This window comes from Curtobacterium sp. MCBA15_005 (assembly GCF_001864855.1).
Taxonomy (GTDB): domain Bacteria; phylum Actinomycetota; class Actinomycetes; order Actinomycetales; family Microbacteriaceae; genus Curtobacterium; species Curtobacterium flaccumfaciens.
This window is the reverse complement of record NZ_MJGL01000007.1, coordinates 43581-67608: the sequence shown is the minus strand read 5'-3', so window position 1 is coordinate 67608 and position 24028 is coordinate 43581. Positions and strand designations below refer to the sequence as shown.

Sequence of the window (24028 nt, the reverse complement as noted above, 5' to 3'; positions counted from 1 at the left end):
AGCACCACCACATCCGTACGTACAAGAACCACGAGGGACACGCGTTGGTCGAGAAGCTGAAGCTCATTGATCGGGTCCAGGCCATCAACTGGAACCGCATCCAGGACGACAAGGACGTCGAGGTCTGGAACCGTCTCGTCAACAACTTCTGGCTGCCCGAGAAGGTGCCGCTGTCGAACGACGTGCAGTCGTGGAACACGCTGACGCCGGCCGAGCAGACCCTGACCATGCGTGTGTTCACCGGTCTGACGCTGCTCGACACCATCCAGGGCACCGTCGGCGCCGTGTCGCTCATCCCCGACGCGATCACCCCGCACGAGGAAGCCGTCTACACGAACATCGCGTTCATGGAGTCGGTGCACGCCAAGTCCTACTCGTCGATCTTCTCGACCCTCGCGTCGACGCGTGAGATCGACGAGGCCTTCCGCTGGTCCGAGGAGAACCCGAACCTGCAGAAGAAGGCGTCCATCGTGATGGACTACTACCAGGGCGACAACCCGCTGAAGCGCAAGGTCGCCTCGACGCTGCTCGAGTCGTTCCTGTTCTACTCGGGCTTCTACCTGCCGATGCACTGGTCGTCGCGCGCCAAGCTCACGAACACCGCCGACCTGATCCGCCTGATCATCCGTGACGAAGCCGTCCACGGGTACTACATCGGCTACAAGTACCAGAAGGGCCTCGAGACCCTCACGCAGGCCGAGCGCGACGAGCTCAAGGACTACACGTTCTCGCTGCTGTTCGAGATGTACGAGAACGAGGTGCAGTACACGCAGGACCTCTACGACGAGGTCGGTCTGACCGAGGACGTCAAGAAGTTCCTGCACTACAACGCCAACAAGGCGCTGATGAACCTGGGCTACGAGCCGATGTTCCCGAAGAACATCACCGACGTGAACCCGGCCATCCTCTCCGCCCTGTCGCCGAACGCGGACGAGAACCACGACTTCTTCTCGGGGTCTGGCTCGTCGTACGTCATCGGCAAGGCCGTGAACACCGAGGACGAGGACTGGGACTTCTGACCGTCCATAGGCCTCGGAAGTAAATCCCATGACATTTGATTATGCAAACCTCGAGCTCGTGAGATCTGAGATGGTCGCCGAGGTTGAGGCTGATCGTGCTAGCGACGCGATCTACATAAGTTCGAGGTTGACCGACGTAGGGGCGAGGCAATGGCCTCAACTCCTTCTTGAGGCTGCCCAGGTCGGTGATAGCGATAGCCTAGGTCAGGGACTGAGATCCCCCGGCCTTCTTGCTGAGTATGAAGTCGCAACGCGTAACGGTAAGGCCAATACAAAGCGGGTGCCCGTGACCGCGGCCGACACCCTTGCTGAAGGCGAGTTCAATCGATACTATCTGCGGGCCCTGGCGAAAGTTGCTATTGCGACCGGTCGCCGCGTCGAGATTTATCGAGGCAAAGCTTCGGTGAACCCGCGCAGTAGCTCGACGGTAGCGGAGGGCAGGATTCTGGATCCTCGTGATCTACTTGCGGACCTCCGCTCAAACGTGGGGGTGGACGCAGCGTTAGGTTTACCGCCTGGGCCGAATTCTGGGCTGACAGGCAGACTGGCATAGGGCGTACCCTGCACCTTTGATTTTGGCATCGTCGTGTCTAGACCGTTTTCCGGATGTGCATCCTGCCGGCAATCATCGAATGACTATGCAGTGGCAATAGCAGTACCTGCGAACCATGATTGAGGAGCTGGTTCGCTGCCCTTCGGACTTTACCCCTTCGGACTTTACCCCTTGCTGACAGATACGCCTGAAGATCTGACACCGACGACTGTGAGGCGCCAGTGGGTAAACGCCGGCGTCGAGTTGCACCCGAGCTGCGATGCCGCGTCGCCACGTCGTACCCATTAATCCTGTCTCCTAATCACGTTTTGCGGAGAGGCTCGAACTTGTCACGTACAAGTCAGAAATTGGCTCAACTCTCAGCAGTTCAAGGGGTACCTTGGTCGATCGCGCGGCTAACCGATCTCGGGTAGATGCAGAATCTGCAGGAGGCTAATTGAAGCGACTCGCCGGCCTTCGCTTCTCGCTGACTGCCCAAATTGGCGAACGTTACTGGATACTTGCACAACGTATGCAGCCTAGGTCGCAGTGCAGCATATGCTCAATAAATAACTGCCTCGGAGAATTTTCAATCGACGATGCTCGTTCCGCGCTTCTGTACCATCAGGCCTTGAGAAATCGCACCGAGCAAGACTTCAGGGACTCCGCCGTCCTCATCGTTCGTGATAATCGCGACGTTACGTTCCGCGCGACTTATTGACAAATAGAGCATGGAGAGAAGCCGCGTTCTTTCGGCTGGGGAAATTGCGCCCGGACGCATGTCCGGCAGTCCAACAACGAGAATCGCGTTAAACTGGAGTCCAGCAAGATGTTCCGCCGCACCGATAACTACACCGCGTTGACGGTAGGAGATGCTCCCGATATCGGACCGGCTCGATATCAGGTTGACGCCAAATTTACCTGACTTTGAGAGATTGGACGCAAATTCGCTGTAGCGTGTCCACTGGCGAGAGTCGACGATGGCAATTCCGACCGTTCCTGCGCTATGAAGGTCCTGAACCTCACTATACAGGTCCGCGGCTTCCGAGTCGCGATCTTCAGAGCGGATCAGCGACGGCTTTGGCCCCCTCGCCGCTACAGACTCGACACGCGAGAAGTCGATGTCCCAATCTTGTCCGTAGACAAGTGTGGGGAAGGCGAGGTGAACATGCCTAATCAGGTCGAGAATCTCGGGTGTGAAGCGATGAATCTCCTTGAGGTCAAAGTTCCGGTAGTCGCCGGTGTCTAGCGGGGGGAGGAGCTCAGACGATTGCGTGGCAGCGGAGGCGGCACCAATCAGTTCGGCCGACGGTGACTGCCCCGGGTCTGCGGCCATGAAAAGACGCGGATATATTGTCACGTCGCTATTCAGGTAGTGCAGGACTTGTCGTTCGAGTGGAGAAAAGAGATGAAATTCGTCGACAAAAATGAGGTCATATCCTTCCGTTTTACGTCGCCGATTCCAGGCATGAGACTCGAGGTAATTGACGAAGTCGCTCAGGAGTTGGTCTGCGGTCAAAAGGCCGCGGTCTTCAAGTGACCTCACGTATCTGCTGTAGAGGTCGAAGATCACCTTCATGTCGCTCTTGGTCTCAACAGGAAGCATCCACGGCGCACGCACCATTTGGAGATAACGTTGCTCAGATCCAGCGCCGGGGTATATGTTCAGTGCTCCGATGACTGAGCCGAACTCGATCAGAAGATCCCAAAGGAACGCGAGTCGCTTGTCGGGGTCTTTTGTTTGAATTCTGTCCGCTAGTCCGGGTGAAGTCTTCGATTTGAAGGCCACCCAATCCGAAGCGATGAAGTCGTCGAGAACGTCCTGGATCTCGTCCAGTTGTGCACGTTTGCCACTCAAGCTGTCCTCTCCAATCAGTGACACGGCACCGTCACTGAATTGCTGAGGCATAAGATCTTGTGCGACAGCTACTAGGGGGAATACATCGAGAGTTTTATGACTTTCGCCCATTGCATCGATGGATCGCTGCACCTGATTCGCTAGCGACCAGCTGTGAGTGACGAAGAGTACCCTAACGGGGCGCTCACTTTCGGATGAAAGGCGCAACTCGCGGATTGCCTTGAGCGTTAGAGCGAGCGTCTTTCCGGAGCCAGCTGGACCGCGTAGTCGTATGGATCGATCAGTCTTTGTCTCGATAAAGTTTCGCTGCTCGGCTGACGCCTGTTGGAACCACGTTTCAAAATCCCAACCAGTGCCGTCGGGGGAGTTTAGCGGTGAGAATGTAATGTCGACGTCAGTGGTTGCTGCCAGTCGACCCACCTCGAATTCACGTTGCGCCAACCCGAGAGCCTTGGACCAGCCGGAGTTGCTAACACGGTTCCGGTTTTGGTTTTCGGCGATGTAGTCTGCCAGGCCCAGACGCGGATTGTCCACCGTGATCCACAGGTAAACATCAAAGTTCTGTTCAGGGAGAACCTCTGCGTACCACCTGATGTCGTTGAAGTTCGATATAGGGAGGGCGGCGAAGGCGACGAAGTTGTCGACTTTATACTGACCCCAACCCTTCGGCAATGAGAGTGGTCCGTTTGACGCACGCTCGGCGAAGGCCGCAATTCTTCCGTAGCTTTCGCGCCGATTGCGAGCTAGGTAGGGGGGCGCAAGTGGGTCTCTCGCGAACTTGTCGCGAGCCATATAGATTCGTTGGTCTTCAACCAAATCGTCGATATGAATTAAGTAGGTAGCGTCTTCTTCATCAACCATTTGCAGGACTGGCGAGGCAGAAACAAGGTCAAGTGTTAGGCCATTTGAAAGTTCGCGGGCGCTGCGTGTTGTGAAGACTAGCGGTTTCAATTTAGTGACTCCTCGAGAAGGTCGGAGTGGAAGTCTCGTGTCTCTTCGTAGGCCGCGGGGAGGCCGATGGCGAGGAAGACCATGGCAAAGCGCTGAACCAAAGCATGGGCGTAACGATCTGTTAGCCGCGCGACTCGGCGGTATTTCACCGTCTGACGAGTGGCGGCGAGAGCTATATCAGGCTCCGGTATCTGTTCCAGATGGCGCAGAAATGCAAAGTATCCTGCAGTTAAACCTGGTCCAATACTGCTAAGGAATAGGGCATCGCCGGGTGTTTGTGTGAATGCCTGCCTGAGGCGTAACGTTACTTCTTTGCGAGCATTATTCTCGGATGCGCCTAGCGCAACCAAGCCTTCGGTCTGCAGCTGAACGGCGCTTGGAAGACTGGAAGGGTCACGCGCAAGAAGCTCGAGAGCCTGAAGAGTCTTCGTGAAGCTGGTTGCTTTCGTTCCGTCGAAACCAAGCTCGGCTGTGATCTCTGTCGGTGTTGCCTCGCGTAACCAGCGTAATGCGCCGCTGTCGGAGAGGCGCTCGTGCGGGGTGCCGGTGAGCTGAGTGCGAAGGAGCTTTAATGCTTTCTGGAGGCCGCGGTCGCGAATCCTCGGAAATTGCATTTCGAGTAGGTACTCGGTCTGATGTAGTAGGGGCACCGCTGTTATCCGACCATGATGCTTATCGAACGCGAGGTCGCAATCGGCGGTAATGACTACCAGGTGCCGGCGCCACATGGGCGCATCATTGTCTGTGGCTTCGATCACGTCGCCCTGGCGAAGCTGCTCTCGTGTTGAAACAGGTTCGAACTCCGCAAATTGCACGCGACCCCCAAGTGGCTATGTCTACTGAGCCCGCGTCCCTGGTGCTGTAAGTGGCGGGGTGAGACTGGACCCTGTCCACCTCGATCTGAGGCTAACCGGCCGACAGGTACTTGTCGAGGATGACTCGCTGACGAGTCTCTGTTGCCGCACAGGCTTGGTGCTGGGCGCCTGAGTTCCGCGCGGTCCCGCTTAGCGCGGGAAGATCGTGCCCAGGCCCGCTAACCAGCTGCGGTTCAATGATGTTCTTCGGTGGAAGCGTCTTCCCGGACTTAGACGTCGGAGGGCACGGTACGGGGCGTCGTTTGCCGAGGGCGTTGTAAGGCAGCTGGCGAGGAGGGCAACGAGGACTCGCACACGACCTCGATGTGGATGCAGTCCTGTCTGTTGCTAACGCGCCGACGGGCCCTCCGCGTCCGACGGTTCGAGCCGCACTATGTCTGCTCCTGCAGGCAGCGCGCCGAGCCTGGCCCGCGCAGCACCACGCTCCAGCGGCGTCACCGCGCCGTTAAAGGCTCAGGACGAGCCTGTCGGAGTCGACGAAGGCGAGCGTGCGACGGAGCGCCTCTGCGACGTCCTCCATACTGCCTTCGGTCTCGGTCTCGGTCTCGACGTCGATCACACTGTGCGATCCGTTCTTCCCGTAGTTTCCCAGCCTTTCGGGACGGTGGCCGAACGAATTCCGATGCCCTCATATTCGGGAGGTAGACCAGCCGGGCCAGGACTTGAGCGTGGAGCTGCGCCGCCGCGAGGACGACGGCGAATACCGCTTCTACATCGTCGGCCGTGACCACGACCTCACCGAACCGCTCACCGAGACCATCGACGTGCAGGCTGCGCACGAACCTCGGCATCCTGCCGAGCTGTTCACGGCTGACCAGGCTGCGCCGGTGTTCATGCACTACGTCGAACACCAGACAGTCACCGACGGCTACACGCTCCGTCTCATCGCCGACATGTAGAAGGTGGCGACGCCACCGTCGCGTGTCCGCGACCGTGTGCCGGACAGGAGGCGCGGTGCCAGCTGGCACCGCGCCTCCTGTCCGTTGCTGCTCACGCGACCGCGTGCAGTCACGCAGCCAACCGCGTCCGGCCAGCCCTGTGCTGGGGATGGTGCTGGGTCCGAATCACCCGAGGGCGCCGCCCCAGAAGTCGTGACCGCCGAACATGACCGTCACCGGGACGGCCTGCGCTCGGTCGGCCACGTACCGGTACACGCCGCCCGGACGTCCGAGCCACAGCACCTGCGCGGTCGTTGTGGTCGTCGCGACGGTCCGGAGCTCCACCACGTACTGCCCGGAGGGGATCTGGAACTGCGCCGTCTGCTCACTGTCGAGGAGCGTCGAGAACCGGGTCGAGAACGACGCACCGGTCGTCGCGTTCGTCACCGTGACGGTCGCACCGCTCAGCTGCGCCGACGGGCTGCGGGACGCCGAGGCCGCGTAGACGACCAGGTCGTAGTCGCTGTGTGCGTAGTGCCGTGACAAGGTGACTCGGGAAGCCGGGAGCGTTCCTCGCTGCTGGTACACCCGGGTCTTCCAGACGGCGGGAGACGCCGTTCCGCTGGCGTAGGCCTCGATGCGGTACTTCCCGGTGCTCAACCCGACGAACCGGTACTGGCCCGCGCTGTCCGAGGCCGTCCGGAACACCTGTGAGGTGTCCTCGTTCCAGGCGTACATCAGGCGCCCAGCGGCGGGTCCAGTGGGGCCGACCACGCCGCCCTGCACGGTGGCGCCGATCACGAGCGGCACGGTGACCGCGACTGTGGAACCGCCACGGACGGCGATGCCCGAGCGGAGTCCGGGGGCGTAGGTCTCCGTTCCGTGCGGCGGGAGTTGCCGCGTCGTCACCGTGACGGTGTCCGGTGCGGGGATACCGGTGAACGTGGCGGCGCCGTCATCGTCGGTGGTGGCGTTCCCGACGACGACGTCGGTGCCGATCGCTGCGATTTCGACGTCCGCCAGCCGGATCGCGGTGCCGTCCGGCGTTGCGAGCTGCACGGTGATCGTTCCGGATCCGGCCGCAGTCGCTGGTGGTGCGAGGCCGATCAGCGCGCCTGCTGCCAGCGCGACGACCAGCGTCGTCCCCGTGATCAGTCGCATCGTGTTCCCCGATCGTCGGCCACCCGTGCGTTGCCAGGGACTGTACGCGGGCGGGCGGGCGGGCGGGGCAGGCACATCGCAGCAGCGGTCACGCGGAAGCCGTCTCGGCTTCGACAGGCGTCACGAGGTGCGGGTCGCACCGATCGCCCAGACGCGGGGCGGTTCGGCACCGTTCACCGCGTGGTCACCGACGATCCGTGCCTTGAACACCCACGGGTTGTGGCTGCCGGCGGTACGAGCGTTCCGCCAGTGCCGGTCGAGGCTCTTCGTCGTGCTCACCCCGGACGCCGCGAGCGCGTCGAACAGGTGCGAGGTCGCCGTCGTCGCCAGCGTGGTCAGCGCCACCTGCGCCTGCGCGGTCGCGAGTTCGGCGCGGTCGTTGCGGCGCTCGTCCTCGGCTGTGTCGAGCCCGGCTCCCTCGTACGCACCCTGCAGGGCTGCGGCGGCCCGGTCGACGATGGCGGTGGCGGCGAACCCGGCCGCCGACACCTCGCCGACGACCTGGAGGATCTGCGGGTCTGCCGCGAACGTGTCGGCGTTGCCGTGGGAGAAGACGCGGGTGCGGTTGCGGACCTCGCGCGCGATCTCTCGTTCGGCTGCGAGGACGGACCCGGCGAGGACGCTCAACAGCACGCCCTGGTAGAACGCCGTCTGGTACTTGAACCGCTCGTCGAAGGGGATCACCGCGTCGGCCTGCACGACGGCGTCGTCGAAGGTGCTGGTGCCGGACCCGGTGGTGCGCTGCCCGAACCCGTCCCAGTCGTCGGTGTGGGTGACCCCGGGCTGGTGCGCGTCGACGATCGCGATGACCCGCTCGCCGGTGTCCGTGCGTTCGGCGTAGGTGTCGATCCAGTCGGCGAAGATGCTGCCGGTCGAGTAGTACTTCTGCCCGGTGATCCGGAACGTCCCGTCCGGCTGCGGGGTCACCTTCGTGATCACGTCGCCGACCTGCACTGACCCGACCTCGGTCCACGAGTTGCCGGCGGTCTCACCGCGGCCGAAGCGGTCCAACCACCCCTCGCGTTCCCCGGTCCGTGCGACCAACCGATCCTCCACCAGTGCGAAGTGGCCGCGGAGCGCCTGGGGGATGTTGCTGTCAGCGGCGGCGAGTTCGGTCAGCAGACGGAACAGCTGCGGCAGGGTCGCCCCGGCTCCGCCGTGGGCGACGGGGACACGGACGGCGCCGAATCCTGCGGCGGCGAGTTCGCGGATCTCCTCGAACGGGAGGCGGTGGTCGCGTTCGCGCTCAGAGGCGCCGGCAGCGATGCGGTCGAAGATCGGACGGAAGCGGGCGAGGAGCTCATCGTCGGCGCCCTCGTCGATCGTGCTGTCGGCGGTCTGGTTGCTGATGGTCACGAGGACTCCTTCGTGGTCTGGGCTGCTACCCGTCGCGTGGTGTGGCGCCGTGTGGTGTCGATTCGTCCGTGTGGGCGGACAGCCCGACCAGATGTGCGCCATCGCGAGACTGTGACATCGCCGAACGCCCGCGAGAAGGGTTGTGTCGATGTGTGTCGGAGGGTGACTTCCCATGACACGTGACCACGCTGCGACGCCGTGAGCGTTCGCAGCAGCGCCTTCGCGGTGCTGCGCGTGTACGGTGGCCGCGGAGCCCGTCGGACGAAGATGGGCATGCTCCTCCGAGAAGCCCGCGTATGCCGGGCTCACAGAAGCGCGCGTCAATGAGGGAGCACGCACCCGCCAGAGGACCGGCCGCTGCCTGGCCGGGTGTGGGCGAAATCCTCGGTTTCGGCGTCGTTCACTCCGGTGAGGTTCAGGCCGGCGGCGTCGTCCCTGCGCCCTCGGTGTCGTTGGCACCCGCAAGACCGGTCCCGGCCTGATCGAGGTTCTCGTGGGGGTCACCCATGTCTCCGGTCGCAGCGCCGGTGCGGGACAGCCCGAAGTGTTTGCGGACGGCGTTCGCCTCGGCGGGGGACAGGGTACGTCCGGCTCCGAGGGACGGCGCGTCCTTGATCGCGTCCTTCGTGTACCCGACGTGCACGTCCGTCCCGTCGAACGTGGCGTCGTCGGCGGGGACGAGCGCCTGGTGTCGCCCGAGCAGGCCGGTTGCGACACAGACGTAGGCCGCACTGCCGTCCTCGTCGGAGGGGAACACCTGCACGACCTTGCCGACTGATACGCCGTTGCGATCCCGGACAGTCGCACTCTCGACCTGGTGGATGACGCCCTTGGTGATCATGAACGTAGTCAACGCCCTCGAGTCTGACGCTTCGCAGACGCCGTCCTCCAGGCCGGGGTGAGGACCTGTCCTTCGGGGTCGGAGGCCGCGGTGGTCCGGTCAGTTCCCTTGGGTGTTCGGCCGGCTACTGGGAAAGCTCGGTGTTGCGGACCTCGGGGCTGCCCAGTTGCGACCCGTGTCGCTGGCGAAGTCGAGTTGCCCGCAACACGCACGCCGCGATCAAGAGCGCCATGACGACCCATCCGGTGATGGCGAGCGGCCCGACAAGGCGTTCGTCGAAAGGCGGGAAGAGGACGGACTGGTACGAGGCGAAGCTGTTGAGTGCCGCATGGGCGAGCACGCAGGGCAGAAGCGATCCACTCGCAAGCCGGAGCCAGCCGATCAGCACGCCCGCGCCGACACAGCCGATCATCATCATGATGATCCCGAGGGGATTGCGTTCCTCGTAGTTCAGGCCGAGCAGGATCGCGGGAGCGTGCCAGAGACCCCAGATCGCGCCGCTCACGCACAGCGCCCATTCAGTGCCGAGCGGCAGCAGTTTCGGGAGGAGCCAGCCGCGCCAACCGACTTCTTCGCCGGTCGCAGCGATCGCGGTGATGGCAATCCCGATCGGGAGGTTCAGCAGCTGCAGCAGCGCCAGGAGTGCCATCGGCATCGGCGGTTGCTCGCCCGTGACTCGAACGATGAGTTCTTTCGCGACGGAGTGTTCGGGGTCGAGCTGCACCCACCCGAACAGCATCCCGAGGCCCCAGCTGCCGGAGATCAGCAGAGCAGCTCCGGCGATGCCTGTGAGAGCGAAACGCCAGCCTTGACGCGTGAAGAATCCCGTCAGCCCAAGCTCAACCAGAATCGCTTTTCCACGGCGACGTTGGAGCGTGACCGCGACCAGCAGCGCTGCCAGGCCTGGTGTGAACATCATGGCCACGGTTGCGATGTACGCACCGGGGTTCCCAGCTGGGTCCGAGAGGTCCGCGCTCACCTGGATGGCTGGCCAGAGCAGCACCCACGGAGCACCGTACGCCAGCAGGACGAACATGCCGACCGTGCTCCAGCGGACACCCCGCGGGCTTCCCAACATGTTCTCCCCCCGTTCGCTTGAGTGCGCCGCGCATCACGGCAATCGGCTCCCTTGCCTAGGCGGAGGAACCTGAGCGCCTGCGGATCAACCTACTGAAACAATAACCTGGAAGGCAACATATCAAACTTCGGACGCCCCTAAGGGTGGTGCGAGACGCGGTGTCGTTATCCGTCCCCCGGCGTCAACGGCGGGGTCGAGGGCCGCGCACGCGGAGGGCGCAACGTGACCGGGGGCTCTCTTTCACTCGGAAGAGAGTCGCCGGGGTGTACCGCGATGACCATGGGTCGACGGGAGCGCCGTGTCGACGATTTCAGCTCGCACGATGTCTGCTTCCGCAGATGGCGCGGGTGCACCTGGTGTTGCAACGATGCCCTCGAGGTCCCACTGTTGTGTGAAATACATGCTTCGGCGCTGCTTCGGGTAGAGTCAGCATTCGGACCGGGGTGGGCCTGAGGGGGACGTCATGGGGAAGATCGAGTTCGACGCAGCGGCGGCAGACGCCGTCGTCAGAGCGGCCACGTCGGCGAAGGACGAGCTCCGCGCTCAGTCGGGGGCTCGGCGGTCCGCCGTCGAGGGAGCAGCGGCTGACTTTTCCGGAGCCTACGCGGACCGGTTCACCGAGTCCGCCTCGACTGAGTCGACCGACCGGGGCAAGTTGACGTCCGTCCTGGATGACCTCGTCGGTCAGGTGCGCGACGCCAAGTCCTCCGCGCAGGCTGAGGAGGAACGGCTGAACGCACTCGATGCTTGGAACGAAGCCGAACGCGAACGCCAGCACGCCGCAGCGACGTCCCTGCTCGCCACCACCACTCTGCCCCCAGTCGCGATCCGTGCGCCGAAACCGTCGGAGGTTGCGGTCCGACCACCGTCGATCCACGCGGCGTTCGCGCCTCGGGAACGCAGGCGGTCCGGAGGTGGCACGGGACACGGTCGAAGCTCCGCGGACCCGGCACGACTGCGCGACTTCAGTATCGTCAGCCGGGCGAAGGACGCGGCTGCCGAGTCAAAGGCCGCAACGCTCGCCAGTGCATGGACTGCGTTCACCGCTTCGTGTTCCTGGGTGCCGATCGAGGGGTGCACCTTCGTGACTGGGTTCGATCGCTTCCTCGAGGAGAACAGAGCCGATGCCGCATGGATCGACCGCATCGCGGACGCGTTCGAGCAAGCCGGGAGAGGCGGATCGCTGGCGAACGCCAGGATCGACGAGGCGACCGACGACGAGCTCGTCCGCGATGTTCAGCGGCTCTTCGCCGACGACTTGACCCCGACCCAGGTCGCGGCGATGTGGGCGGATCTCGGTCTGACGAGGGCGGACGCTACGGACCTCGCACTTCTCCCGACCTCGGTGCTGACCGCTCTGGGGAATCTCGAAGGGGCGCCGTACTGGGCGCGCGGCGCTGCGAACGTCGCTGTGCTCGACCGCCGGATCGCGTCCGCCGAGCAGTTCCTCGACGACCTCGGTCGTCCGGACCGCGTCTACAGCGCCGAAGGGCGCAAGAACGCGGAGGACCTCTCCGCACTCGAATCGATCAAGGCATCACTCAACCCCAACGGCCGCAAGGGCCAGCGAAGCCTCACGGTACTCAGCGCAGACCATCCGCCCCTGGCTGCGGTGTCCATCGGAGATCTCGACGAAGCCACGAACGTCACCTGGGCGGTGCCGGGGATGGGATCGAGCACGGGCAGCATGACCGATTGGGCGGATGCCGCTCAGAACGTCTACAGCGAGCAGGCAAAGGCCGCTCCCGCAGGACGCGGCACCACGAATGCCGTCGTCGCGTGGATGGGGTACGAAGCACCGCCCGTCCCGCCGGCGAGTACCGCCGTGTTCGGCAGCGACTACGCGAAGGCCGGCGGCGAGAAGCTGGCCGCGTCGATCAAGGGCCTCGACGCGACGAGAGCCGCTACCATGCCGACGGTCAACGTCCTCGGACACTCCTACGGCACCACGACCGCGTCCTACGCGCTCACGACCGAGGGCGTGCACGTGGATTCGTTCACCACCATCGCTTCGGCCGGGATCCCGGACAGCATCCGCGAAGCAGACGAAATCCACGCCGATGCGGTTTACGCCGGACAAGCAGAAGTGGTGAAGCCGATCATCGAACATTGGAGTGGCGACGAATGGGCGGCGGTCGGGCGTGACTTCAGCTCGGACCATCATCAGGATCCGACTGCTCCGGAGTTCGGCGCGACGAGCTTCGGTGCTGACGGGGCGCCCGGCCTCAAGCCCGTCCGCGACCACGGCGTGCACACCTGGTACGGCGGCGGTTACCTCGATGAAGACACGCAGTCGTTGCAGAACGTCGCGTACGCCACGACTGGCCAGCCCGAACGATTGACGAACTGATCATGCCGATTTCGCCGAAACAAAGTGATCTGGAAGGAACTCCCAGATGAAACCACGACGGGCGAAAGCCGTCTCCGTCCTCCGGGCGACAGGAGCCGTACTGCTCGCTGTCGCCGTTCTCACTGGTTGCAGCGAAGGGTCTGGCATGAACACGAAAGAAGCGAAGCAGTCCATCGTCACGTTCGTCGAGGGTTCGACCGACGTGGTTGGTGACGGCTGGGAGGTCAGCGACGGTCCGGGGCTCGGGAAGTGCGGCCGGGGTCTTGGGCAAGGGGGCGTCCAGTACGTCTACGCCATGGTCCGCTCCGCGAGCGCTGACCCGAAGGCCGACGTCGAGGCGGTGGAACAGCACTGGAAGGAGCTCGGGGTCACGACCGAGCGCTACCAGACTGGCGGCGACGACCCCATCCTCGGCGTCCGCGGCAGGGGTGGCCCGGTGAGCTCGTCCGACTTCCGCGCGGATCCCCGCGGGTACACGATCGACGGTAGCTCGCAGTGCGTCGCGGGGGATTTCGAGAAGATGAGCCTCAGCAGCCAAGAATGACGAAACCGGGCTGACCGACGCCGTGCTGACGTCGGTGTTCTTCCCCGCACTCGTCTTCTTCCGCGCGGGGAGGCCTGTGGCTGTCACGGCAATGCTCATATTCCACCTGGCGATTGCCCTGCTCATTGGCCTGACGTCGTTTGCCCTGGTGATGGCCGCGTACGACCTCCTCTTCGTGAATGCGCACGTCGTGACGCTCCACCGCCGAGCTCGGTCGTTGTGGGAAGGCGCAGTGGCCCGCCTTTCGGCCCGTTTTCAAGGAGGGACACGTGGCTCGCAATCCGCTTGAGAGCTCCGGACACTGGCGCGCGAGTCTTCGCAGGGCCGGCGGCTGGCGAACCGTCCGCGAGCCCCGTGGGCCGTACGCCGCCGCTTCGATGCTCGAGTGGGGGAGCATCACGAAGGGGCTCGTGGGCACGACGGCTTGGCTCACACTCGAAGTCGCGCGACCGGTCGTGCACTACCTCCCCGGTGTTCCCGACGCCGAGATGACCGTTGCTGACCTCGTCCACCACACCTCCGGTCTTCCACGGCTTCCGGCCGCGATGCGCGACCGCCTGTTCGGCGACCCGTACGGAGAGGCCGTCGGGGTTCCGCTGGAACCAGCAGTCGCAGTGCCGGTCGCACCCCGAGGGCAGTTCGAGTACTCGAACCTGGGGTACGCCCTCCTCGGTGCAGTACTCGACGAGGTGCACGGCGACTGGTTCGCCGCTGTGTGCCAGCACGTCCTCGAGCCGGCGGGGATCAGCTCTGCGGCGCTCGTGCCAGCTCCAGCAGACCGGGTGGTGCCGAAGCTCTTCGGTCGTGCCATCAAGCCGTGGGCGCTCGGGGAGTCGTCGTTCGCGGCGGCAGGGGGCGTCTGGTCCACGTTCGACGATCTCTGTCGCTACGCCGACTGGGCGCTCGAACCCGGAGCTGGGCACTCTCGCACCGTGAGCTGGCAGCGGGAAGGGGCATCGACGTGGATCAACGGAGAGGTGCGAGTGGCAGGAGCGGTCATCGCCAACGCGGCAGGGCTCACCGCGGTGGTCCACACGCTCGCGAAGGCTCCACGCGCGGCCGACGCGATCGCCACGGCGCTCATCGAGCGGGAAGTGCGGGAGACATGCAACCGCTGATGAACGCACCGATGTCCAGCGGCAGCGGCCGACGCAAGCGAGAGGGGGTCTTCGCTGCTACCGCTGCTGCGTTCCCCGTCGTGATCGTGGTCGCGCTCACCCTCGCCTGGTGGGATCGGTTACCCGAACGGATCGCGACGACGTTCGGCCCGGACGGCAGCCCGAGCGGGTACGGAACACCGTTGGGAACCGCGATCCCGTTCGCGGCGGTACAGGCGCTGTTCCTCGTGGCGGCCGTCGGCTCCGCTTTTGCTCAAGACCGGCGCAGAGGTCGCATCTCGTGTGCGGTCACCGCAGGGTTCGTTGCGGCTCTCGCGATGAGCTGGCTGATCGTCGTGGGATTGGCGTCGTCGACGTTGAGTCCGACGGCTTGGTGGCTTCTCGCGGCGGCGCCCGCGTGGGCGTTTGTCCCGTACTGGCTGCTTTCCCCCGCGAGGGGCTGAAGGCGGATCGCTGAGACAGCGACCGGGGTCGAGGGGCGGTAAAAGGTGAGGGCAGTACCAACCTGACCTGTCGGTCGGACCGCAGCCGCGCCTCCAGGCCGGATCGAGAGCCGCCCACGCGGCGGACGCAACACGAACGGCGGCCCTCCTCCTTCCGGAAGAGAGCCGCCGTGGTGTTTCGCGGCGATCAGCGGGCCGATGGGACCGCCGTGCCGACCAGCTCAGCACGCACGATGTCCGCACCAGCCGACAGCGCGCCGAGCTTGTCCAGCGCCGCACCCCGCGCCAGGGGAGCCATCCCGCAGTTGGAGCTGGGGATGAGCTTGTCGGCATCGACGAACTCGAGCGCCCGACGCAGCACCTCCGCGACCTCCTCCGGGGTCTCCACGGTTTCGGTCGCGACGTCGATCGCCCCGAGCATGACCTTCTTGCCGCGGATCAGCTCGACGAGCTCGAGGGGAACGTGGGAGTGGATGCACTCGAGCGAGACGATGTCGATCGAGGACTGCTGCAGGAGCGGGAAGGACTGCTCGTACTGCCGCCACTCCGCCCCGAGCGTCTCCTTCCACTTGTTGTTCGCCTCGATGCCGTAGCCGTAACAGATGTGCACGGCGGTCTCAGCGTGCAGGCCCTCGGCCGCGCGTTCGAGCGCGGCCACGCCCCAGTCCTGCACCTCGTCGTGGAAGACCGTGAAGGCGGGCTCGTCGAACTGGATGATGTCGACGCCGGCGTCCTGCAGTTCGCGTGCCTCTTGGTTGAGGATGGTGGCGAACTCCCACGCCAGCTTCTCGCGGCTCTTGTAGTGCTGATCCGAGAGGGTGTCGATCATCGTCATCGGGCCGGGGAGCGCCCACTTGATGGGGCGATCGGTCTGAGCCCTCAGGAACGCAGCGTCCTCGACGAAGACCGGCTTCCGACGGCTCACGGCACCGACGACGGTCGGGACGGCCGCGTCGTACCGGTCGCGGATGCGGACGGTCTCCTTGCGGTCGAGGTCGACCCCGTCAAGGTGCTCGATGAACGTCGTGACGAAGTGCTGGCGGGTCTGCTCGCCGTCGCTGACGATGTCGATGCCGCGGCGCTCCTGCTCGTGCACGGCGGACCGCAGGGCGTCCTGCTTGCCCTCGGTCAGGGCGGCACCCTCGAGCAGCCAGGGGGACCAGAGTCGCTCGGGCTCGGCGAGCCAGGACGGCTTCGGCAGGCTGCCGACGATCGAGGTGGGGAGGAGAGAACGCATGGGAGTGACGGTCCAGTCAGTCGAAGGGCAGAGGAGGTCAGCGCGCGAGCGCGGGGTCGGCCCACCGGGCGAGGAGTGCGTGGTGCGGCCGCACCAGGTGCTCCTCGGTCCACCGGCCCTGCGTGATCCCGAGGCGGCTGCGCTCCTCGCGGTCGTAGGTCACCGGGGTGGGCGTGAAGTCGGTGTGGTCGAGGGTGGGGCGGTAGGTGCTGCCGGCCGGGGTGTTCGCGGCGTAGACCTCCGGGCGGTAGATCTTCTGGAAGGTCTCCATGGTGGCGATCGTGCCGATGAGCTGGAGGTCCGTGTAGTCGCCGGTCAGGTCGCCGCGCGTGTAGAACGCGAGCGGGGCAGCCGCCCCGGCGGGCTGGAAGTACCGGACCCGCATGCCCATCCGACCGAAGTAGTCGTCGGTGAGCGAGGAGTGCTCGTGCTCGTACTCGGCGCCGAGGACGGGGTGGACGTACCCGGTCCGGCGGTAGGTCTGGCTCGTCGAGACGCTGATGCAGACGACGGGCTCCGTCGTGAACTGGTGCCGGAACGCGGAGGACTCCAGGAAGCGCTGGAAGAGCGCCCCGTGCAGCGCCCCGAAGTCAGACGGCAAGCCCGGCGATGACGGCAGCAGCACCGAGAAGTCGTAGTCGCGCAGGTACGACGAGAAGTTGTTGCCGAGGATCCCCCGGTGGCGCTCGCCGGTGTGCTGGTCGAGGATCGTGACGTCGAGCATCTCGAGCAGCGGGAACTCCGCGTCCGACCCGCTGTCTGAGAACTCCAGCGCCACCGAGACGATGTCGAGCTGCAGACGGTAGCGGTCGTGTGCCGCGGCCAGCTCGTTCGCGCGCCCGTCGATCATCGCCAGCGCAGCGCGGAGGTTCTGCTGACGGTGCTCGCCGCGCGCCAGGTTGGCGAAGTTCGTGGTCAGCCGGGAGCTGTCGGCGGGGGAGTAGTCCTCGTCGAACCGGGTCCGGGTGATGCTGAAGGTGAGGTCGTTCGCCATGGTCGGCAATCTGTTCGTCGAGCGGCCCGTGGGCGCGGTGGGAAGGATGAGTCGATCATGGCGGGAATGGCGAGCCATCAGGTAATACCGAGACGCTATGCACCGGTATAGCCTCGGCCTATGGCCCGGGTCTCGAACGACATCACCCTGCAGCAACTCCGGTACTTCATCGAGGTGGCGACTGAGGGGTCGATCAGCGCAGCGGCCGATCTGCTCTACGTGTCGCAGCCGACGATGTCCGCGGCGATGAAGGACCTGGAGGCGCGGATCGGGCGCCCGCTGTTCACCCGCTCGGCCCGAGGCGTCGTGCCCACCGTCGACGGCGTCGAGTTCCTCGGGTACGCCCGGCAGGTCGTCGAGCAGGTCTCCCTCCTCGAGCAGCGGTACGTCGGCGGCCAGCGGTCGCGTCGGCTGCTCGGGGTGTCCGCCCAGCACTACTCGTTCGCGGTGGAGGCCTTCGTCCGGATGGTCGAGGCGGCGGCTGCGGACGAGTACGAGTTCTCGCTACGTGAGACGCGCACCTGGGACATCATCGAGGACGTCCGGACGCTGCGCAGCGAGGTGGGCATCCTCTACCGCAACGACTTCAACAAGCAGGTGCTCGGCAAGCTGCTGCGGGACGCCGGCGTCGTGTTCACACCGTTGTTCGTCGCACAGCCGCACATCTTCGTGGCGAAGCGGAACCCGCTCGCGTCGCGGGAGCGTGCGACCCTCGAGGACCTCGCGGACCTGCCTCGGCTCACGTTCGACCAGGGTGCGAACAACTCCTTCTACCTGGCCGAGGAGATCCTGTCGACGATGTCGAGCAAGCGGGAGATCCGGGTGTCGGACCGGGCGACGATCTTCAACCTCATGATCGGCCTGGGTGGGTACACGATCTCGACCGGGCTGATCAGCGACGACCTCGACCCCGAGATCGTCGCCATCCCACTCGACGTCGACGAACGCATCGAGATCGGCTGGATCGCGCACGCTTCGGTTCCCCTCACCGTGCAGGCGCAGACCTACCTGGACGAGTTGCGGGCGGTGGTCGTCGATTACGGGGTCGAGCCGCTCGGGGAGGCGGGCGGCAGAACGGGGCAGCACCGGAACGATACGCCCTGATCGGTTTCCGGCGTGTGACGTGCGCGTGCACGAATACGTGCACGTTTGAGGTCTTGTTTGCACGAATTCGCGCAGAAACACTGAGGGAGTACCGCCGCTCCTCGGAGCGTCCCATCTCTCCCACGCAACGTGAACGGGCAAGGACGACCTCACATGACATCGACGACACGAGTTCCCCCCACTCGCGACCGCATGACGGGCTACGTGTACATCGCGATCGCGGTCAGCACCCTCGGCGGCCTCCTCTTCGGCTACGACATCGGCGTCTCCGGTGGCGCAGGCAGCTTCGTCGCCGGCGACTTCCACCTCGGTACCTTCCTCCAGGGCGCGGTCGTCAGCGGATCGACGCTCGGCGGCGCGATCGGGGCGCTCGCCGGTGGCCCCCTCGCCGACCGTTACGGACGGCGACGGACCCTGCTGTTCTCCGGGGTCCTCTTCAGCCTCGGTGCCCTCATCTCCGCGCTCGCCCCGGACCTGGGCCTGCTCATGGTCGGTCGTGTGGTCGTCGGCCTCGGTGTGGGTGCGGCCTCCGTCCTGGTGCCGGTCTACATCGCGGAACTCGCGCCATCACGGGTCCGCGGCGCACTCGTCGCCGGGTTCCAGCTGCTGACGACGCTCGGCATCCTGGTCGGCTACGGCATCAACGCCGCGCTCGCATCCACCGAGGCCTGGCGCTGGTCGCTCGGCCTCGCTGCGATCCCCGGCATCCTCCTCGCGCTCGGTGTCCTGCTCATCCCGGAGTCCCCGCGGTGGCTCGTCGTGCAGGGCCGACGGGCGGACGCACTCCGGGTCCTCCGTCGCATCCGCGGACGCGACGACGTCTCCCACGAGATCGAGGAGATCGAAGCGGTCAACCGTGAGGACGCGACGGCGCACCGGGGTCGATGGACTGACCTGTTCCGCGGCTGGGTCCGACCGATGGTCCTCATCGGGATCCTGGTTGCCTTCTTCGCGAACGGCTGCGGCATCAACCTCATCGTGTACTTCGCGCCGCAGATCCTGCAGTCCATCGGGATGGGTGCCTCCGCGTCCCTCCTCGCGACCGTCGGCCTCGGTGTCGTCAACGTCGTCTTCACCGGCGTCGGCATGGCTCTGGTCGACCGGGTCGGACGCCGACCGATGCTGCTCGTCGGGGCGATCGGGATGACGGTCTCGCTCGGCGCCCTCGCCGTGCTGCTCGCCTTCCCCGTCAACGGCAGCACCGCGGCGCTCTCGCTCGTCTGCCTGGCGGTCTACATCGTGGTCTACGCGGTCAGCCCTGGCTTGGTCGCGTACGTGGTGATCTCGGAGATCTTCCCGTTGCACGTCCGGGCGAAGGCGACGGCGGCCGCGACCTTCGTGATCTTCGCGACGAACCTCGTCATCGGGGTGTTCTCGCTGCCGCTCCTCGACTCCATCGGAGCACCCGCAACGATGTCGATCTTCGCCGTCGTCTGCCTCGTCTTCGTCGGGTTCTGCCTCCGGATGCCGGAAACGAAGGGGAAGACGCTCGAGGAGCTCGAAGAACACTTCCGGACCGGTTCGGTCCGGGCCGAAGCGGATGACGAGGAGCGGGTCGGCGCGTGACTACGATCGAAGCACCTGCACGCCACTCCTGGGGGTCGCCGATGCCGCAGACGCCGGCCGAGCGACGTCAGGCGATCCTCGACCAGGTCCGCGACACCGGCTACGTCCGTGCCGTCGATCTGACCTCGGCGCTGCACGTGGACTCGTCGACCATCCGTCGCGACATGGAGCGCCTCGAGCGCGCCGGGCTCATCCGTCGCATGCACGGCGGGGCGCTGCCCGCGGACCCCGCTGACACCATCGACACCCCGTACGAGGTGCGCCGATCGCAACACCTCAACGAGAAGACCGCGATCGGCGTGGCCGCGGCCGAACTCGTCCGCGACGGTCAGTCCGTACTCATCGACAACGGGTCCACCGCGTACCAGGTGGCCATGGCACTCGCTGCACACCGCGACCTGACCGTCGTCACGAACGACCTGATGGTCGCGATGTGCCTCCGGAACCAGCGTGCGCACCAGGTACACCTCACCGGAGGACTGCTCCTCGACACCGTGTTCACGCTGGTCGGGCCGGTCGCGATGCACGCGGTCGAGGGCCTCCACGTCGACTGGGCCTTCCTGGGCGCCGAAGGCGTCGACCCCGACGCCGGGATCACGAACATCAACGTCGTCGAACTGCCGCTGAAGCGGGCGATGATCGCCGCCGCCCAGAAGGTCGCCGTCGTCGCCGACAGCTCGAAGCTCGGCCGTCGCTCGCTGGCCACCGTGTGCCGGCTCGACGAGGTGGACGTCGTCATCACGGACGACGGCGTCGCCGAAACGGACCGCGCCGCCTACGGCGACGTGCTCCGTTGCGTCCCCGCGTCCCACTGACGCGCGACGACTCCCGTCCCAGCCCGTGGACGCTTGCGTCGCGGACCACCCAACACCGAACCACCCGTCCCAGAACCCACGAGGGAACCACCATGTCCAACGGCACCGCCGAGACCTCCTCCTACATCGACGACATCACCGAGCAGCCCGCCGCGCTCCGGCGCCAGGCCGACAGCGCGCTCCCGGCGGCGCTCGCCGACGTCGAACTCCGCGACCACGACCGGATCATCCTCACCGGCATGGGATCGTCCGACTACGCGTCCGTGCCCATCGAGCGCGCCCTCGCCGCACGGGGGCTGCCGGTCGTCCGCCTCGACGCCGGCCAGCTCCTGGACGTCCCGGAGCGTGTCACCGACCGAACGCTGCTGTGGGCGACCTCGCAGTCCGGGCGGAGCGGTGAGGTCGCAGCCCTCGCCGACCGGCTCACCGGCGCGCACAAGCCTGCGGTCACCATCGCCACCACGGACGACACGACGAGCCCGCTCGCCGGCATGGCCGACATCGTGCTCGAACTCCACAGCGGGCCGGAAGCCACCGTCAGCACCAAGAGCTACCTGAACACCCTCGCTGTCCAGCACCGCGCCCTCGCGCTGATGACCGGCGCCTCGGTCACGGCCGTCGACGAGGACGTCCGCCGGATCGCGGACGACGTCGCAGCACTGCTCACCGAGTGGCCCGCCGCCGACGAGTTCGCCGAAGCAGCCTGGAACGCGCCGCGTGCGCGCTTCGCGTACATCGGCATCGGCGACGACGCGGCCACGGCGCTCACCGGGGCACTCATCACCAAGGAGTCGAGCAAGGTCCCCGTCGAAGGGTTCGTCGGCGGTGCGTTCCGGCACGGCCCCTACGAGCTTGCCGGGCCCGGTCTGACCGCCGTGCTGTTCGGCCCCGGCGCTCAGGCCGACCCGTTCCTGCCGGGCCTCGCCCGGGACCTCGTCCGCTCCGGCGCCACCGTCCTCACCGTCGGCCCGCGTGCCTACGACGGCACGCAGCTGCTCGCCACGCCAGACCGGGACAGCGCCCTCGCGCGGCTCGCGGTCGGGTCCGTCCGCACGCAGCTGCTCACCCTCGCGTTCGCGAAGGTGACCGGTGAGGTGGCCGGTCGCTTCCGTTTCGGCCAGAAGGTGACGGCGGCGCTGTGAGCACCGCACCGGTGTGCCGGGTCGGGATCGACCTCGGTGGGACCGGCTCCCGCGCGATCGGCGTCATCGGTGGCGAGGTGGTCGCTGCTGCTGACGTCCCGACGGCCGAGCTCGGCGCCGGTTCCGAGGCGGAACGGATCGATCGCCTCGCGCGGCTCGTCGGCCGCGTCGTGCCCTCGGACGCCGTGCTCTCCGCCGTCGGGATCGGCGCGAGCGGCCCGGTCGACGTCCACGCGGGGGTCATCCACAATGGCGCGACCCTGCCCTGGTTCACCGGCTTCCCGGTCGTCGACCAGCTGCGGGATCGGCTGCAGGTGCCCGTCGGTATCGACAACGACGCCGTCGCCGCGGCCTTCGGGGAGCACGTCGCCGGGGCTGGCGGTCAGTCCGATCGGCTCCTGATGGTGACGCTGGGCACGGGCGTCGGCGTCGCGATGCTCGTCGACGGACAACCCGTCCGAGGTGCCGACGGAGCTCATCCGGAGGGCGGGCACATCCCGATCACCAGCGACCCGGAACGCTGCTACTGCGGCCTCACGGGGTGCTTCGAACAGTCGGCCTCCCGCACCACGCTGCAGCGGCGGCTCAGCGTCGCCATGGGTGGTGTCGACACCGATCGCGGTTTGATCGACGTGGCCATGACGCGGGCGGAGGAGGACGAACGCGTTCACGCGGTGTTCCGCGACTACGCAGTCTCCGTGGGGCGCGGCCTGGCTGCGCTGCACTCGCTCTGGCAGCCCCGGGTGACCGTGATCGGCGGCAGTGCGGCAGTCTGTCTGCCGATCATCCGGGATGACCTCCTCAGAGCGCTCGAGCGCTCCGAGGACTACGAGGTCGAGGTCGATCTCCGGTCGGCGACGCTCGGGGACAACGCTGGCGCCATCGGCGCAGCCGTCACGATCGCCGCAACCGCGCGGTGAGCCGGTCGGGTCGACCCGAGCCTGGGTTGACCCGACCGGGAGTCCCGAGGGCCACGCGGGACGGTCTGGATCGCAGCTTCGTCTCGATCCGGTAACGGAGTTTTGCGTCAACGCGTTTGACGCTCCTACCGTCACATCAATCGATTGACGAAGCGCGTCGATCGATCGACGCGAAGGAGCGAGCATGCTGACGATGAAGGACATCGCCGCCCAGGTGGGCGTGTCCGTGTCGTCGGTCTCGCTGGTACTCAACGACCGTGACGCTGGGCGGGTCAACCGCGAGACGGCCAGCCGCATCCGCGAGCTCGCCAGCACCTTCGGCTACGTGCCGAACCAGCTCGCTCGGTCGCTCAAGTCCAAGCAGACGCAGACCATCGGGCTCGTGTCCGACCGCGTCGCCACGGTGCCGTTCTCGAGCGCGATGCTCGCCGGTGCGCAGGAAGCGGCATGGCGGCACGGCTACGTGCTCATGCTCGTGGACACCGGCGGCAACGAGGACCTGCAGACGCCAGCCGTGCAGTCGCTCTTGCAGCGCAACGTCGACGGCCTCATCGTCGCGGCCACGTTCCACCGCACGGTCGAGACCCCGCAGGTACCGGTGTCGACACCGGTGGTGCTGCTCGACGGCCGACCGGACGCGGACGAGCAGAGTACTGACTTCGTCGTGCCGGACGAGGAGCTCGGCGCGTTCGACGCCGTCACACACCTGGTCCAGGCCGGGCACCGCCGGATCGGGTTCTGCACGGTCAGTGCGTACCCGATCGCCGACGCGCTGCGCACCGAGGGGTACCTGCGTGCAATGGCGGCCGCGGGCATCCCCGCCGACCCCGACCTGCTGGTGACCGCCGCCGACGCGGCGACCGCCGACGGGATCACGCCGGCACGAGCGCTGCTCGACCAGCCGGCTTCGTCTCGACCCACTGCCGTCTTCTGCTTCGGCGACCAGATCGCGATGGGGTTCTACCAGGTCGCCCGATCGCTCGGCCTCTCGATACCCGACGACCTGTCCATCGTCGGATTCGACAACCAGGAGTTCGTCGCCGAGGCGCTCGATCCGGGGCTCACCACGATGCAGCTCCCGCACCGCGCCATGGGCGAATGGGCGGTCGAACGTGTCCTGGCGCAGATCGACGAGCCATCCCGTGCCCAGCACGAGGCGGTCGGCTTCCGGATGCACTGCCCGATCGTGATCCGGGGGTCTGTCGCCCCACCACGCGACCCGCCCTGACCCGACCCGACCCGACCC

Annotated in this window: 20 protein-coding genes; 12 read left to right on the top strand and 8 right to left on the bottom strand. The window is 65.9% G+C overall.

All coding sequences use genetic code 11. The features are described from left to right. Window positions 1-44 precede the first annotated feature (44 nt). Window positions 45-1019 (top strand): class 1b ribonucleoside-diphosphate reductase subunit beta, encoded by a 975-nt coding sequence (nrdF, locus tag BIU89_RS05825; RefSeq protein ID WP_017886894.1) that lies wholly within the window; start codon window positions 45-47, stop codon window positions 1017-1019. 1121 nt (window positions 1020-2140) lie between these two features. On the opposite strand, the gene BIU89_RS17660 is transcribed toward nrdF, so the two are convergent. Then, complete coding sequence (locus BIU89_RS17660) at window positions 2141-4360, bottom strand: DEAD/DEAH box helicase family protein (RefSeq protein WP_139178814.1); 2220 nt, start codon at window positions 4358-4360, stop codon at window positions 2141-2143. After that, complete coding sequence (locus BIU89_RS17990) at window positions 4357-5175, bottom strand: hypothetical protein (RefSeq protein WP_139178812.1); 819 nt, start codon at window positions 5173-5175, stop codon at window positions 4357-4359. Before BIU89_RS17990 ends, BIU89_RS17660 begins: the two co-directional genes overlap by 4 nt. 728 nt (window positions 5176-5903) lie before the next feature. Between BIU89_RS17990 and BIU89_RS05820 the strand changes: the two genes are divergently transcribed. Continuing rightward, a complete protein-coding gene (locus BIU89_RS05820; protein WP_071245111.1) occupies window positions 5904-6134 on the top strand; it encodes a hypothetical protein in 231 nt (76 codons plus the stop codon). A gap of 165 nt (window positions 6135-6299) precedes the next feature. On the opposite strand, the gene BIU89_RS05815 is transcribed toward BIU89_RS05820, so the two are convergent. From BIU89_RS05815 to BIU89_RS05800, 4 genes are all read right to left on the bottom strand, one after another. Continuing rightward, window positions 6300-7274 (bottom strand): carboxypeptidase-like regulatory domain-containing protein, encoded by a 975-nt coding sequence (locus BIU89_RS05815; RefSeq protein WP_071245110.1) that lies wholly within the window; start codon window positions 7272-7274, stop codon window positions 6300-6302. Window positions 7275-7394: 120 nt separating this feature from the next. Beyond that, window positions 7395-8630: an acyl-CoA dehydrogenase family protein gene (locus BIU89_RS05810; protein ID WP_071245109.1), complete on the bottom strand. Its 1236-nt coding sequence runs from the start codon at window positions 8628-8630 to the stop codon at window positions 7395-7397. A 415-nt stretch (window positions 8631-9045) separates the two neighbouring features. Then, on the bottom strand, window positions 9046-9471 hold the full coding sequence (locus BIU89_RS05805) for a hypothetical protein (RefSeq protein WP_071245108.1): 426 nt from the start codon (window positions 9469-9471) through the stop codon (window positions 9046-9048). 124 nt (window positions 9472-9595) lie between these two features. After that, the gene (locus tag BIU89_RS05800) at window positions 9596-10507 is read right to left on the bottom strand and encodes a CPBP family intramembrane glutamic endopeptidase (protein WP_071245107.1); all 912 of its coding nucleotides are present in this window, start codon (window positions 10505-10507) and stop codon (window positions 9596-9598) included. 505 nt (window positions 10508-11012) lie between these two features. Between BIU89_RS05800 and BIU89_RS05795 the strand changes: the two genes are divergently transcribed. From BIU89_RS05795 to BIU89_RS05775, 4 genes are all read left to right on the top strand, one after another. Next, window positions 11013-12899 (top strand): alpha/beta hydrolase, encoded by a 1887-nt coding sequence (locus tag BIU89_RS05795; RefSeq protein WP_071245106.1) that lies wholly within the window; start codon window positions 11013-11015, stop codon window positions 12897-12899. A gap of 145 nt (window positions 12900-13044) precedes the next feature. Then, on the top strand, window positions 13045-13443 hold the full coding sequence (locus BIU89_RS05790) for a hypothetical protein (RefSeq protein ID WP_071245105.1): 399 nt from the start codon (window positions 13045-13047) through the stop codon (window positions 13441-13443). A gap of 269 nt (window positions 13444-13712) precedes the next feature. Then, window positions 13713-14561 (top strand): serine hydrolase domain-containing protein, encoded by an 849-nt coding sequence (locus BIU89_RS05780; RefSeq protein WP_083404195.1) that lies wholly within the window; start codon window positions 13713-13715, stop codon window positions 14559-14561. Further along, the gene (locus BIU89_RS05775) at window positions 14561-15004 is read left to right on the top strand and encodes a DUF1648 domain-containing protein (protein ID WP_071245102.1); all 444 of its coding nucleotides are present in this window, start codon (window positions 14561-14563) and stop codon (window positions 15002-15004) included. Before BIU89_RS05780 ends, BIU89_RS05775 begins: the two co-directional genes overlap by 1 nt. Window positions 15005-15191: 187 nt before the next feature. Here BIU89_RS05775 and BIU89_RS05770 read toward each other — a convergent pair whose 3' ends face one another. After that, window positions 15192-16241 carry a methionine synthase gene (locus BIU89_RS05770; RefSeq protein WP_071245101.1) on the bottom strand — a complete coding sequence of 350 codons (1050 nt, stop codon included), beginning with the start codon at window positions 16239-16241 and terminating at the stop codon, window positions 15192-15194. A 37-nt stretch (window positions 16242-16278) separates the two neighbouring features. Beyond that, window positions 16279-17235 carry a putative oxygenase MesX gene (locus tag BIU89_RS05765; RefSeq protein WP_071245100.1) on the bottom strand — a complete coding sequence of 319 codons (957 nt, stop codon included), beginning with the start codon at window positions 17233-17235 and terminating at the stop codon, window positions 16279-16281. A gap of 120 nt (window positions 17236-17355) precedes the next feature. On the opposite strand from BIU89_RS05765, the gene BIU89_RS05760 reads away from it, so the two are divergent. The 6 genes from BIU89_RS05760 (at window position 17356) to BIU89_RS05735 (ending at window position 24010) form a co-directional block, all read left to right on the top strand. Beyond that, complete coding sequence (locus BIU89_RS05760; protein WP_071245099.1) at window positions 17356-18339, top strand: LysR family transcriptional regulator; 984 nt, start codon at window positions 17356-17358, stop codon at window positions 18337-18339. 153 nt (window positions 18340-18492) lie between these two features. Beyond that, complete coding sequence (locus BIU89_RS05755) at window positions 18493-19905, top strand: sugar porter family MFS transporter (RefSeq protein ID WP_083404194.1); 1413 nt, start codon at window positions 18493-18495, stop codon at window positions 19903-19905. Beyond that, entirely contained in the window at window positions 19902-20720 is an 819-nt protein-coding gene (locus BIU89_RS05750; RefSeq protein ID WP_139178808.1) for a DeoR/GlpR family DNA-binding transcription regulator, read from the top strand. The genes BIU89_RS05755 and BIU89_RS05750 overlap by 4 nt, the downstream gene beginning before the upstream one ends. A 92-nt stretch (window positions 20721-20812) precedes the next feature. Next, window positions 20813-21862 carry an SIS domain-containing protein gene (locus BIU89_RS05745; RefSeq protein WP_071245096.1) on the top strand — a complete coding sequence of 350 codons (1050 nt, stop codon included), beginning with the start codon at window positions 20813-20815 and terminating at the stop codon, window positions 21860-21862. Then, entirely contained in the window at window positions 21859-22782 is a 924-nt protein-coding gene (locus tag BIU89_RS05740) for an ROK family protein (RefSeq protein WP_071245095.1), read from the top strand. The genes BIU89_RS05745 and BIU89_RS05740 overlap by 4 nt, the downstream gene beginning before the upstream one ends. A gap of 184 nt (window positions 22783-22966) precedes the next feature. Continuing rightward, window positions 22967-24010, top strand: coding sequence for a LacI family DNA-binding transcriptional regulator (locus BIU89_RS05735; RefSeq protein ID WP_071245094.1), 1044 nt, complete (start codon window positions 22967-22969; stop codon window positions 24008-24010). Window positions 24011-24028: the final 18 nt, after the last annotated feature.